At 65.3% G+C, this 13,713-nt stretch carries 7 protein-coding genes; 5 read left to right on the plus strand and 2 right to left on the minus strand.

The genetic code is table 11. From position 1 onward, the window contains the following. Window position 1 precedes the first annotated feature (1 nt). From rhaD to B3C38_RS09205, 5 genes are all read left to right on the plus strand, one after another. Complete coding sequence (rhaD, locus tag B3C38_RS09185; RefSeq protein ID WP_286726798.1) at window positions 2-805, plus strand: rhamnulose-1-phosphate aldolase; 804 nt, start codon at window positions 2-4, stop codon at window positions 803-805. Between the two features lie 187 nt (window positions 806-992). Further along, window positions 993-3,626 (plus strand): glycoside hydrolase family 78 protein, encoded by a 2,634-nt coding sequence (locus tag B3C38_RS09190; protein ID WP_286726800.1) that lies wholly within the window; start codon window positions 993-995, stop codon window positions 3,624-3,626. 104 nt (window positions 3,627-3,730) lie between these two features. Beyond that, entirely contained in the window at window positions 3,731-6,973 is a 3,243-nt protein-coding gene (locus B3C38_RS09195) for a glycosyl hydrolase (protein ID WP_286726801.1), read from the plus strand. Next, complete coding sequence (locus tag B3C38_RS09200; protein WP_286726803.1) at window positions 6,970-8,733, plus strand: alpha-L-rhamnosidase C-terminal domain-containing protein; 1,764 nt, start codon at window positions 6,970-6,972, stop codon at window positions 8,731-8,733. Before B3C38_RS09195 ends, B3C38_RS09200 begins: the two co-directional genes overlap by 4 nt. Window positions 8,734-8,772: 39 nt before the next feature. Continuing rightward, on the plus strand, window positions 8,773-9,621 hold the full coding sequence (locus tag B3C38_RS09205; protein ID WP_276637085.1) for an alpha/beta hydrolase: 849 nt from the start codon (window positions 8,773-8,775) through the stop codon (window positions 9,619-9,621). Window positions 9,622-9,727: 106 nt separating this feature from the next. On the opposite strand, the gene B3C38_RS09210 is transcribed toward B3C38_RS09205, so the two are convergent. Both B3C38_RS09210 and B3C38_RS09215 read right to left on the minus strand, forming a co-directional pair. After that, complete coding sequence (locus B3C38_RS09210) at window positions 9,728-10,726, minus strand: glycoside hydrolase family 43 protein (RefSeq protein ID WP_237957159.1); 999 nt, start codon at window positions 10,724-10,726, stop codon at window positions 9,728-9,730. Window positions 10,727-10,729: 3 nt separating this feature from the next. Further along, a complete protein-coding gene (locus B3C38_RS09215; RefSeq protein WP_286726805.1) occupies window positions 10,730-13,675 on the minus strand; it encodes a glycosyl hydrolase 115 family protein in 2,946 nt (981 codons plus the stop codon). Window positions 13,676-13,713 lie beyond the last annotated feature (38 nt).

Below are 13,713 nucleotides of genomic sequence, written 5' to 3' on the forward strand. Positions count from 1 at the left end.
GATGAAATCCATACTCGAAAACCGCCCGGCGCTGGCCGCCGAGGTGGACAAAGTGGCCGAAGTGGCCGGTTACGTCTGGCAGAAGGGGTGGGCCGAGCGCAATGGCGGCAACATCACGGTAAACATCACGGAGCACGTCGACGACGTGATCCGCGCGATGGCTCCGATTAGCGGCCGCTTTGAAATCGGCACCACGCTGCCCCGCCTCAAGGGGTGCTATTTCTTCTGCAAGGGTACCAACAAACGTATGCGCGACCTGGCGCGCCGCCCGATGGAGAACGGCTCGGTAATCCGCATTCTCGACGACTGTGCGTCGTACGAGATCATCGCCGACAAGGCGGTGAAACCCACCTCGGAGCTGGCTTCGCATCTGGCGATGCACAACCAGATGATCGCCTCGGGCAACGGCTACAAGGCGGCGCTGCATACCCATCCCATCGACCTGATCGCCATGACGCACCACGCGCCGTTCCTCGAAAAGGACGTGTTGACGAACCTTCTGTGGAGCATGATCCCCGAGACGCGGGCCTTCTGCCCCAAGGGGCTGGGGATCGTTCCCTATAAGATGCCCTCGTCGGTCGAACTGGCCGAGGCCACCATCGCGCAGCTGCGCGAGTACGACGTGGTGATGTGGGAGAAACACGGCGTATGTGCCGTAGGGCCCGACATCTTCGAGGCGTTCGACCAGGTCGACGTGCTCTCGAAATCGGCGCAGATCTACCTCACGGCCCGTTCGATGGGCTTCGAGCCCGCTGGGACGACGCAGGAGCAGATGGACGAATTGAAACGGGCCTTTAACCTCTGACCCAAAGATGCCGGCGGGCGGGGACGGCAATCCCCGTCGGGAGCGGCAGACGGGCATCCCCGTATGCCGAAAGCCTGCGGACGGGGTATCCCTGCGGCCTCGGGCGCCGGAGCTGTCCGTACTTGTACCCCGGAACGCGGCGGGTGCCGTTGCCGCCGGAGGACGGAAACGATAATTTTACCGTTTTATGAAAAAGATACTCTTAACGCTTTGTTTTGCGGCTGCCGCGATCGGTGCGCAGGCCGCGGCACCGTGTACGCCCGTGGGGCTGCGGTGCGAACATCTGGAGACGCCGCTGGGCATCGACGCCCCGGCGCCGCGACTGGGCTGGCGTCTGGACGACAGCCGTTCCGGGGCGCTCCAGCGGGCTTACAGGGTCGTCGTGGGGCGGGATTCCGCCGCCGTGGCCGCCGGATGCGGCGACGTGTGGGATTCGGGGCGCACGGATTCGGACGGGATGCTCGTCCGTTACGCCGGGCCGAAACTCGACCCGTTCACCCGGTATTACTGGGCCGTGACGGTGTGGGACAAGGACTACGCACGCTCCTCGTCCGGGGTCGCGGCGTTCGAGACCGGCATGATGGGGGCCGGGAACTGGCAGGGATGCTGGATCAGCGACCACCACGACATAAACCATAAGCCAGCGCCCTATTTCCGCAAGGAGTTCTCCGTGGGCAAACGCGTGAAATCGGCCCGCGCCTATGTCGCGGCGGCCGGGTTGTACGAACTCCATATCAACGGGCAGAAGGTCGGTGACCACCGCCTCGACCCGATGTATACGCGCTTCGACCGCCGGAACCTCTACGTCACCTACGACGTGACGCGGCAGTTGCAGGACGGGGCCAATGCCGTGGGCATCCTGTTGGGCAACGGCTGGTACAACCACCAGTCGGGCGCCGTGTGGAACTTCGAGCGGGCGCCGTGGCGCAACCGCCCGGCGTTCTGCTTCGACCTGCGTATCGAGTATGCGGACGGGACGCACGAGGTCGTGAAGTCCGACCTCGACTGGCGCACCTCGGGCGGGCCGCTGGTGTTCAACAGCATCTATACTTCGGAGCATTACGATGCGCGGCTCGAGCAGCCGGGCTGGAGCGCCCCCGGGTTCGACGACTCGGCCTGGGACGGGGTGATGTACCGCGGCGCGCCGTCGCAGAGGGTTACGGCACAGCAGACGGTGCCGATCCGCAACGTCACCCAATACAGGCCGCGCAGCGTGCGCAAGCTCGACGAACGGAGCTACCTCTATGATTTCGGCCAGAACATGGCCGGTGTGACGAAGCTTCGCCTGAGGGGCGAAGCCGGGACGCAGCTGCGGCTCATCCATGCCGAACGCCTGCGCGAAGACGGCCATGCCGACCTGTCGAACATCGACGTCTATTTCCGCCCGACGGACAAGGACGACCTGTTCCAGACCGACGTGGTGACCCTGAGCGGCCGCGACGACGAGTTCATGCCCCGGTTCAACTACAAGGGCTTCCGCTATGTCGAGGTGGTTGCCGACCGGCCGGTGGAGCTGTCTGCGGAGAACCTGACGGCCTATGCCATGCACAGCGACGTGACCCCCGTGGGGCATATCGAGACGTCGAACGACCTGGTGGACAAACTTTGGGACGCCACCAACAAGGCCTACCTCTCGAACCTGATGGGTTACCCGACCGACTGCCCCCAGCGCGAGAAGAACGGCTGGACGGGCGACGGCCACCTGGCCATCGAAACGGCGCTGTACAACTACGACGGCATTACGGTCTACGAGAAGTGGCTCGCCGACCACCGCGACGAACAGCAGCCCAACGGCGTGCTGCCCGACATCATCCCCACCGGCGGCTGGGGCTACGGCACGGCCAACGGGTTGGACTGGACGAGCACCATCGCCATCATCCCGTGGAACCTCTACCTCTTCTACGGGGACACGAAGCCGCTGGAGGATTGCTACGAGAATATCAAACGCTATGTCGATTACGTCGACCGCCGCAGCCCGGGGCACCTCTCCTCGTGGGGACGCGGCGACTGGGTGCCCGTCCGCTCGCAGTCGTCGCTGGAGCTGACCTCGTCGGTCTATTTCTACGTCGATGCCACGATCCTCGCCCGTGCCGCCGCCCTGTTCGGCCGGGAGGCCGACCGGAAGCACTACGAGGCTCTGGCCGGCGAAATCCGCGGGGCCATCAACGACAAATACCTCGACCGTGCGGCGGGCATCTATGCCAGCGGCACGCAGACCGAGCTGAGCGTTCCGCTGATGTGGGGCGTCGTGCCCGAGGAGATGGTCGCCAAGGTCGCCGGCAACCTCGCCCGCAAGGTCGCCGAAGCCGGGTTCCACCTCGACGTCGGGGTGCTGGGCGCCAAGGCCATCCTCAATGCGCTGAGCGAGAACGGCCATGCCGAAACGGCCTACAAGGTCGCGGTGCAGGACACCTATCCTTCGTGGGGATGGTGGATCGTGAACGGCGCCACCACGCTGCTCGAAAACTGGAACCTCGAAGCCACGCGCGACATCTCGGACAACCACATGATGTTCGGCGAGATCGGCGGGTGGTTCTTCAAGGGGCTGGGCGGCATCAAACCCGACCCCGAAGCGCCGGGCTTCAAACACATCTTGCTGCGCCCGAATTTCGTCGGGGTCGATGCATTCGAGGCTTCGCACGACGCCCCCTGCGGGCGGATCGTGTCGGCATGGACGCGCCGGGGCAATACGGTGACCTACCGCGTCCGAATCCCGGCCAACAGTACCGCCACGCTCTATCTGCCGGCCAACGTGGACGGCGGAAAGGTGCATCAGCTGGGTGCCGGAAGCCATACGCTGACGCTCAGGGTGGCCAAATGACCCTTCCGCCTCGGGGCGGACGGCTGCTGCCGCGGGCCGCATTCCCGTGCGGGACGGCTGCCTGCACAGGACGATTTTTACCCATAACCTGAAATATTCCTGCGATGAACAAACTATCGAAACTGATTCTGATGCTGCCGCTGGCCCTCGCTCCGCTGGCGGGGCAGGCCGCCCCGAAGGGCGGCTCCCATGCCGCCCTGGCCGCGGGGTTCGTGGCGCCGCCCGACTCTGTCCAGACCTCGGTTTACTGGTACTGGCTTTCGGGCAATGTCTCGAAGGAGGGCGTGGTGAAAGACCTCGAAGCGATGAAACGGGCGGGGATCAACCGTGCCTTCATCGGCAATATCGGCCTCGGGGAGCTGGCGACGCCCTATGCCCCCGTGAAACTTTTTACGGACGAATGGTGGGAAGTGACCCATGCGGCGCTCAAACGCGCCTCGGAGCTGGGCATCGAGATCGGCATGTTCAACAGCCCCGGCTGGAGCCAGGCCGGAGGGCCGTGGATCGAACCCGGGCAGGCCATGCGTTACCTGGCTTCGGTCAAGGCGCATGTCCGGGGCGGCGGAAAGGTCGAGGTGGAGCTGCCGCGCCCGTCGGCCGATTTCCAGGACGTGCGGGTGGTCGCCTATCCCGCTCCCGCCGTGGGGCGTGCGGCGCTGACGGCGGCTGATACGCGTGTGACGGTGGCCGGCACGGCTGCCGGGGCGCAATGCCTCATAGACGGCGATCCGGCGACGGAGCTCCTCTTCGACGGCAGCCCCGAAGCCGTCATCGACTTGGTGACGGACGCCGACCTGGATCTGCGCAACATCACGGTGTGGCCCGCCCGCCGTCCGATACGTGCTGAGGCCGAATTGCAGGTGAAGGGGGCGGACGGCTACCGGACGGTCGCATCGTTCGGGATCGACCGCTCGAATCCCAATATCGAGGTCGGTTTCGACCCTTACGCCCCGGTTTCGGTCAGCGTGGCGAAGACCACGGGGCGCGAGTTCCGGCTCATAGTCCGCGGCGCGGGGAAGGATACGGGTTTGGGGGAGGTGCTTCTCTCGTCGCTGCCCCGTGTGGAGCGTTATGCGGAGAAGACCTTTGCCAAGATGTTCCAGTCGCCGCTGCCCTACTGGGAGGAGTACCAGTGGCGCGACCAGCCCGTGCTGGACGCGGAGTCGCTGGCGGTCGACCCCGCGGAGGTGGTCGACATAACGGAATGTCTCGACGGTGACCGCCTGGTGTGGGAAGCCCCTGCCGGGGAGTGGGTCGTCATGCGTACCGGGATGCGTCCGACCGGCATCCAGAATTCGCCCGCGGCGCCCGAAGGCACCGGGCTCGAAGTGGACAAGATGACCCCGGCCTACCTGCAGCACCATTTCGACGCCTTTATCGGTGAGATACTCCGCCGCATCCCGGCCGAAGACCGCAGAACGTTCCGCGTGGTGGTGGCCGACAGCTACGAGAAGGGCGGGCAGAACTTTACGGATACCTTCCTGACCGACTTCAGGGAGCGTTACGGCTACGACGCCCTGCCGTTCCTGCCCGTTTACGACGGCGTGGTGGTCGGCAGCCAGGATATCTCCGACCGGTTCCTGTGGGACATGCGGCGCCTGGCGGCCGACAAGCTGGCCTATGCGCATATCGGGGGGCTGCGCGAAATCGCGCACAAATACGGGCTGACGTTGTGGCTGGAGAACTACGGCCACTGGGGTTATCCCGGCGAGTTCCTGCAGTACGGCGGCCAGTCGGACGAGGTCGGGGGCGAATTCTGGGGCGAAGGGTCGCTGGGCGACATCGAGAACCGTGCCGCCTCGTCGTGCGCCCACATCTACGGCAAGCGGAAGGTGTCGGCCGAGTCGTACACCTCGGCCGGGAACGATTTCGGGCGTTATCCGGCGATGGTGAAGCCGCGCGGCGACAGGTTCTTCTCCGAGGGGATCAACAACACGCTGCTGCATGTCTACATTTCGCAGCCGGGCGACGAACTGCCCGGCATGAATGCCTGGTTCGGAACGGAATTCAACCGCAACAACACGTGGTTCTCGCATATCGACCTCTTCACGGATTACCTCAAGCGTGTCAATTACATGTTGCAGCAGGGGCTCAACGTCGCCGACGTGGCCTATTTCATCGGCGAGGACGCCCCGAAAATGACGGGCGTCACCGACCCGGCGCTGCCCCGGGGATACCAGTACGATTATATCAACGGCGAGGTGCTGCTGGAACGCGCCACCGTGAAGGACGGCCTGTGGACGCTTCCGCACGGGACGCAATACCGGATACTGGTGTTGCCGAAGCTCAAGACGATGCGCCCCGAACTGCTTGCGAAGCTGCAGGTGCTCGTCCGTGAGGGCGGCGTGCTGCTGGGGCCTGCGCCGCAGCGTTCGCCGAGCCTCGAAGGCTATCCCGATGCCGACGTCCGGGTGCGCCGCATGGCTGCGGAGCTCTGGGGCGGGGTCGACGGCAAGGCCGTGAAGGCCGCCCGCTACGGCAAGGGCGCCGTGCTGGACGGCATGACCATGGAGGAGGCGCTGGCCTATGTGCAGTGCCTGCCCGACTGCGAGGTCGGGGCCGATGTCCCCGTGCTCTTCGGGCACCGCGATGCGGGCGACGAGCAGATTTATTTCCTGACCAACCAGTCGGACGCGCGCATCGCTTTCCCCTGCACGCTGCGTGTGACCGGCTCTGTGCCCGAGGCATGGGATGCCGTGACGGGGGCGATCCGTCCGCTGCCGGAGTTCGAGGATGACGGTCGCAGGACGACGCTGCCGATGGTGTTGGAGCCCAACCAAAGCCTGTTCGTCGTACTGCGCGCGGATGGGGCGGGCGCTGCGCACAGGGACGGGACGGCGAATTTCCCGACCCCGGTGCGGGTCAAGACGCTGGACGGGCCGTGGACACTGACCTTCCAGGAGGGGCGCCGGGGCCCGGCGGAGCCTGTCGTGGCGGACGAACTGAAAGACCTGCGGCTCTCCGACGACGAGTCGGTGCGCTATTTCTCGGGCAGTGTCCGCTATGAGACGACGTTCGACCTCAGGGGGAAGGAGAAATCCGGCCGGCTGTACGTGAACACGGGCCAGGTCGGCGTGATGGCCAAGGTCTATGTCAACGGCAAGTACGCCGGGGGCGTGTGGACGGCGCCGTACAGGGTCGACGTCACGGACTTCGTGCGCAAAGGGAAGAATACCCTCGTCATCGACGTGGTCAATACGTGGGTGAACCGCCTGGTCGGCGACAGCAGGCTCCCCGAGGATCAGCGCGGGACATGGACGCTGAACAATCCGTGGCGTCCCGATTCGCAGTTACAGCCTTCGGGGCTGTTCAACCCGGTGGTAATCGAACGGGTGATTGCACGATGAGACAGATAGCATTGCTTGCCCTGCTGCTGGCCTTTGCGGCGGCCGTGTACGGGCAGGAGAACATACTGGAGAAGGGGCTGGAAGGCCGGAGCGCCGCGGATGTGATTTCACGCAGGTACGTGACCCCGCTGCGGCTGGTCGCACTGCCCGGCGAGCTGACGGCGGGGGTGGAAAACCCCGAAGCGCTGCTCCGGAATTTCGACGGGCAGCTGACGACCGGGACACCCGATGTCTGCCGCCTCTCGACCCGCGACGGGCGCTCGGCTTCCGTGCTGCTCGATTTCGGCAAGGAGTTGTGCGGCGGGATCGCGCTCTCGGCGGCGATACGCGCCGACCAGCGGGCGCTGAAGGTGCGGATCCGCCTGGGCGAATCGGTGAGCGAGGCGATGAGCGACGTCGGCGGCGACGCCCCGATGGCCAGCGCCACGAACGAGCATTCGCTGCGCGATTTTACGCTCGGCGTGCCGTGGCTGGGCAATGTCGAGGCCGGGAACTCGGGGTTCCGCTTCGTGCGGATCGACCTGGTGGAGCCCGATGCGGAGCTCAATCTGAAAGCCGTGCGGGCGATCCTCCGTTACCGCGACGTCCCTTATCTGGGGTCGTTCCGCTGCGATGATGAACGGCTGAACCGCATCTGGGAGACGGGGGCCTATACCGTCCATCTCAATATGCAGGAGTACCTCTGGGACGGGGTGAAACGCGACCGTCTGGTATGGCTCGGGGACATGCACCCCGAGGTGATGACCGTCCAGAGCGTGTTCGGCGGCAATGAGGTCGTGCGCCGGAGCCTCGACCACGTGCGCGACAATACGCCGCTGCCCGGGTGGATGAACTGGATCGCGGCCTACTCGATGTGGTGGGTCATCATCCACCGCGACCTGTATATGTACGAGGGCGATTTGAACTATCTCCGTGAACAGCAGGAATATATGCGCGCCCTGCTGCAGGTGCTGGCGTCGCAGATGGACGGCGACCGCGAGAACCTGCAGGGCGGCCAGCGCCTGCTGGACTGGCCCACGTCCCAGATGCCCGACGTGATCCATGCCGGGTATCAGGCCCTGATGGTGATGGCCATGGAGGCCGGCGCCGAAATCGGTGGCTGGCTCGGCGACAGGCAGATGCAGTCGGAGTGCCATGGGGCGCTGCGGCGGTTGCGGCGGCACGTGCCCGACCACCTGCGGAACAAGCAGGCGGCGGCGATGCTCGTGCTGGCCGGGCTGGCCGGCCCCGGCAAGGTGTGCCGGACGGTGATCGCCCGGGGCGGGGCGGAAGGTTTCTCGACCTTCTACGGATATTACATGCTCGAGGCGCTGGCCGAAGGCGGCCTTTACGACGAGGCTTTGCAGATCATCTCCGATTATTGGGGTGCGATGCTCGACCTGGGGGCCACGACTTTCTGGGAAGACCTCAATTACGCGCATGCGGCCGGTGCGGCGCGTATCGACGAGCCGGTTCCGGCCGGGAAATTCGACATCCATGCCGAGTCGGGCGCCTATTGCTACAAGGGGTTGCGCCACAGCCTTTGCCACGGCTGGGCATCGGGCCCCACTCCCTGGCTTTCGCGGCACGTGCTGGGCATCGTGCCGCTCGAACCGGGCTGCAAGTCCGTGGCGGTGCGCCCCCACCTGGGACACCTGAAGTGGGCCGAGGGGACGTTCCCGACCCCGTGGGGCGTTATCCGGGTGCGCCACGAGCGCGGTGCCGACGGGAAGGTCTCGACGAGCGTGTCGGCACCCGATGGGGTGCGGGTCGTGCGCTGACCCCGGAAAAAATCGTATTACTGTTAACAACCGATGGATATGACAAGGAAACTGATTTTGGCGGCGTGGGCGCTGCTGTTCGCCGCAGCTGTCCCTGCACAGCAGAAGGAGGAGTTCAGGTTATGGCCCGAGGCCGGGAAGTATGCCCCGGAGCGGCTCGGTGCCGGATTCGACCGCGACAACGCCCCCTATGTCACGTTGTACCGCCCTGAAGGGAAGAAGCCGGCGCCGGCCGTGGTGGTCTGCCCGGGCGGTGCCTACGGCGGCCTGGCTATCGGCCATGAGGGCTATCAGGTGGCGGAGTGGTTCGCGGCGCGCGGGTTTGCCGCCGTCGTGCTGAAATACACCATGCCCCACGGCAACTACGACCTGCCCCGCCGGGACGTGCAGCAGGCGATCGAGCTGGTGCGTGCGAATGCGGCCGGGTGGGGCGTAGACCCTGCGCGGGTCGGCGTCATCGGCTTTTCGGCCGGGGGACACCTGGCCTCGACGGCTGCGACGCACTTCACCTGCGATGCGAACCGTCCCGATTTCGCCATCCTGGTCTACCCGGTCATTACGATGGACGAACGTTTTACGCATGCCGGGTCACGGAGGAACCTGCTGGGCGAAGCGCCGGCCGAAGGGCTGGTTGCGGCGTTCAGCAACGAACTGCGCGTGACCAGCGGGACACCGCCGACGTTCATCGCCTTCAGCGACGATGACGACGGGGTGCCCCCGGTCAACGGCACGTTGTTCTACAATGCGCTCAAAGCCGCCTCGGTGCCGGGCGAGATCCATATTTATCCGACGGGCGGGCACGGCTGGGGCTGGAACGAGACCTTTAAATACAAGGACGAGTTCCGGAACTCGCTCGTGCGCTGGCTCTCCGAGCGGCTGGGCGAATGACGCCGCATCCGTTCGCCATAAGTGCCGGCAGGCACCAAAATCCCCGTTCGGCAATGCTGCCGAATGGGGATTTTGGTCGTGGACGGTTCCCGGTTGCGGGACAGGTTTACCGCGCCTTGCCGGCAGCGGGAATCGGGCGGGCTTCGACGCCCTCGCGGGTCATCCTGACCGGAACGATGTGCCCCTCGGCATCGAAATACATGCGGTCGATGCAGGTTTCACGGCTGCTGGCTGCCGTTTCGTCCAGCGGGCGGCGGTGGTAGACGATGTACCATTCGTCCCGCCCCGGAACCTGTATGACGGAGTGGTGCCCGGCGCCGCGGGCGATCGCCGGGTCTTGTTCGAGGATCTTGCCGATGCGTTCGAACGGCCCGAAGGGCGAGTCGGCGATGGCGTAGGCGACGCAGTAATCGGGGCCCGTCCAGCCCCCTTCCGACCACATGAAGTAATATTTTCCGCGGTGCCTGAGCATGAACGGCCCCTCGGTGTAATTCGCGGGGGTGACCTCCTTGTAGAGGGTGCCGTCGTCGAAGGGCACGATACGCAGCAGATCCGGCGACAGGCGTACCATGTTGCAGTGCCCCCAGCCGCCGTAGTACATGTAGTAGCTGCCGTCGTCGTCGCGGAAGACGAACTGGTCGATGGGCTGGGCCCCGTTGACGATGCTGTCGATGAGCGGCTTGCCCAGCGCATCGCGGAACGGCCCGGCCGGGGAGTCGGCCACGGCTACGCCGATGCCGCCGGTTTCACCCTCGTGGATGTCGTTACCGGCGAAGAAAAGGTAGTATTTGCCGTTGGCATGGACGGCCGCGGGCGCCCACATGGCGCGTTTCACCCACTTCACTTCGTCGTTGGAGACGATCCGGGGGTGCTTCTGCCAGTGTACGAGGTCTTTCGACGAGAAGGCGTCCATGAAGGTCTGCTCGTCGTAGTCGGCCGAGTAGGTCGGGTAGATCCAGTAGGTGTCGCCGAAGACCACCCCTTCGGGGTCGGCGTACCAGCCCGGAAAGACGGGGTTGCCGCTCCTGCCGGCTGCCGAGGCCGTATTTTGCGCCGCGGCGCAGTATGCCGCAAGGCATGCGAAAAGGAGAGTTACGTATTTCATAAGTTATTCGATTAGGGTCGATTGCGGGCCGAGGTAAGAGCGTTTCATGCCCCCGAAGTCGAGGACGATCTTTTGCAGGACGATGCCCGGGTCGCCGACGCGGATGCGCAGCGTGTGGCGTCCCGGCTTGTCGATGTGGAGCGTCGATTTGTTGACGGCGCAGTTGCGCAGCACGCTTTCGAACCACACCTGCGCGTATTCGACGTGCGACGAGGAGGGGGTGGCCAACGCCCCGTCGTCGATCTGGACGCTGTACTTGGTGTCGGTGTTCGTGTTCTCGCCGATGCGGAAATCGCGGTCGGCGTGGAGCGGGAAGGTCGGCAGCACGTAGATGTAGACATCGACCGAACCGGCATCGAAGGCGTAGAAGTCGTATTCGGCGCACGGGACGTCGCGGCTGCGGAAGATCTGGAGCGGGGCGGTCGGGTCGCCCAGCTGCAGCGCGGGGCCTTCGATGCCGAGGTCTTCGACGACCGTTATTTTGATTCGGTCGTTTTCACGGACGCGGTGGCAGCCTGCGGCGGGGATCGAGACGCAGCCGTTGTTCTCGACGTAGATGCCGCGGAGCTCGGCCCGCGACGGGGCGGTGGGGTTGAAGAGCGATACGAGCACCTTCTCGGACTGTTCACCCGCGCGGAAGACGATCTGGGCCGGCACCGCGTTCCCCGAGGGGGCTTTCTCCCAGTCGATGCCCACCGTGATGCGCTCTTCGTCGGCAGTTTTTCCGGCGGATTTGCTCAGGACGACCCAGGGTTCGGAGGCATGCGCCGTCCAGGCGAGCGTGCCGCCGCCCCGGTTGTATATCTCGACGGGGTAGGTGCGGCGCAGGTAGTTGTCGAACGCAGGCAGGGCGTGGAAGGCCCGGGCGCCCGTGACGTCCTCGCCTGCGACCTGCAATGCCAGCCGGGGAGCGCCTGCGGCATCGTGCGTTGCCAGGTGCGGCAGGTTGAAATAGGAGCTCACGCCGTCGTAGTTCTGGCGCATGGACATCATGTGGTTCCATTTGCCGCCGAGCAGCGAGTTGTAGCCCCGGGTGATGACCTGCAGGCTGTCGTAGCAGCGCTGCACCTCGTCGCGCACGGCATTGGTCGCCGCGCGGCCCTGGCGTGCGTACCAGCGGTTGCGCTGGCCGCCGAGCGTCATGCGGTTCATCAGTTCGGCGCCGCGCAGGGGGTAGTAGACCAGCTGGTAGAAAGCCGGGCGGGCTTCGTCGCCGATCTCGTGCAACAGGGCTTCGGCCCGGGCGCCGAGCTGCCGGTAGGCCTCCAGCCGCCGCTGTGCCTCGTCGTAGTTGGTGAACGAGAAATCGGTGTCGGTAAGCTGCTCGCAGTTGTGGTCGAAGCGGTTCCAGTGGTAGCCCCAGCCCATGTATTCGGGCTTGCGGGGGAAGGCCAGCCGCAGGTGTTCGCGGGTCATCGCTTCGAGGCGGTCGTAGTACGCTTCGCCGAAGATGCCGGCCAGCCAGCGTGCCGGGTAGGTCACGACGTTGTCGGCCGTGAAGCGGCCGATGTCCCAGGCCATGTCGAGGAAGAGCGAAACCTGCATCTCCGAGCCTTTCAGGTCGCCGCAGTTCAAGAGCCACAGCCGGTCGGCCGTGGTGTCATAGGCCTTGCGCAGCTCTTCGTACATCAGCGACGGGGGCGTCGTGCTGAACCAGAGGTAGCTGTGCGGTACGCCCAGGTAGGAGACATGGTAGTAGACCCCGGAGCGCCCCGTGCGCCGCTGCTCGCGCACGCCGCTCAGACGTTTCATGTAGCCGTAGTTGTCGTCCGGCCAGACGATCGTGATGTCGTCGGGCAGTTCCAGCCCGTTGGAATAGATCTCCAGCACCTCCTTGTAGGGTGTGAACGCCTGCGGGACGGTCTCGACCGGTCGGTCGATGTTCTCGGCGAGGATTCGCCGCTGGTCGAGCAGCGCCTGCTGGAGCATCCGCACCTTTTCGTGCATGGGCAGCGTGGTCGACATGGCGCCGTCGTGCAGGCCGCGCAGCGCCAGCGTATAGACGTTCTCGTAGGGGCTGTTCTCGCGCACGCGCTGCGTGAGCACGCGGTTGATACCCTCCTTGTTCTTGTCGTAGTTCCAGGGCCCCATCGTCTGGGTATCCCATTCGCTGGCGGTGTTCAGCAGCAGCGGTTCGCAGTGGGTCGATCCCATCACGATGGCGAACGTGTCGGCCACGAGCTTGTTTTCGGGGATTTGGTTGAACGAGGTGGAAACGGGGTGCATGGCCGGGGCGAGGTAGTTGGCCTTGAGGCGCAGCAGCAGTTCGCAGACCTTGGCGTAGGTTCTGGGGCCGATGTTGCCGCGCTCGGGCTCGAAGGTCTGCGAGGCCCAGGGCGTCAGACCCCAGTCCTCGTCGTTGAGGAAGATGCCGCGGTAGCGCACCGACGGCGTCTGGGAGTAGGTCGGCGGGGCGTCGACATGGAGCGCCGCATGTTTTTTCACCGGAACGTCGGCCCACCAGTACCAGGGGGATACGCCGATCAGCTCCGAGAGCGTGAAGAGCCCGTAGGCCGCGCCGCGGCGGTCGCTGCCCGCGATGACGAGGGCTTTGCGGATGCCCGGCAGGGGATTGGCGACGGTCTGGATCAGGTAACGCTCCCAGGCGCCTTCGAGCGGGGCGGTGTCGATCTTCCCCGCTTCGGAGAGCCTGCGGATGAGGGCGCTGCCTCCGACCGTCCCGACGATTACCGCCGGGCCTGTTTCTCCGGTCGCGGAGGTCACCTGCGGGCGTCGGCCCGTTACGGTCTCCACGTCGGCGGCGAAGAGCTCCGCCGCGCGTTTCACCACCGCGGCGTCGGATGCATCGTAGAGGATCGCGGCCGTCTGGCGGGGCGAGGCGAGGGTGAAGGCGTATTTGGTTTCCGGGCTTTTTTCGTGTACGGCCACCTGTGCGTGGCCTGCGGATACGGCCACGAGGGCCGACAACATAAGAATCAAGTGCTTCATGGGTATCGGTTTGCATTGCTAAGGTAGAAATTTCGCAG

This window comes from Alistipes sp. UBA1686, from assembly GCF_002320215.1.
Classification (GTDB): Bacteria; Bacteroidota; Bacteroidia; order Bacteroidales; family Rikenellaceae; genus Alistipes; species Alistipes onderdonkii.

Bases quoted from the DNA above. Each gene is read 5' to 3' on its own strand.
- B3C38_RS09200 (WP_286726803.1), top strand. From the start codon at position 6,970: ATGAGACAGATAGCATTGCTTGCCCTGCTGCTGGCCTTTGCGGCGGCC.
- B3C38_RS09195 (WP_286726801.1), top strand. From the start codon at position 3,731: ATGAACAAACTATCGAAACTGATTCTGATGCTGCCGCTGGCCCTCGCT.
- rhaD (WP_286726798.1), top strand. From the start codon at position 2: ATGAAATCCATACTCGAAAACCGCCCGGCGCTGGCCGCCGAGGTGGAC.
- B3C38_RS09210 (WP_237957159.1), bottom strand. From the start codon at position 10,726: ATGAAATACGTAACTCTCCTTTTCGCATGCCTTGCGGCATACTGCGCC.
- B3C38_RS09205 (WP_276637085.1), top strand. From the start codon at position 8,773: ATGACAAGGAAACTGATTTTGGCGGCGTGGGCGCTGCTGTTCGCCGCA.
- B3C38_RS09215 (WP_286726805.1), bottom strand. From the start codon at position 13,675: ATGAAGCACTTGATTCTTATGTTGTCGGCCCTCGTGGCCGTATCCGCA.
- B3C38_RS09190 (WP_286726800.1), top strand. From the start codon at position 993: ATGAAAAAGATACTCTTAACGCTTTGTTTTGCGGCTGCCGCGATCGGT.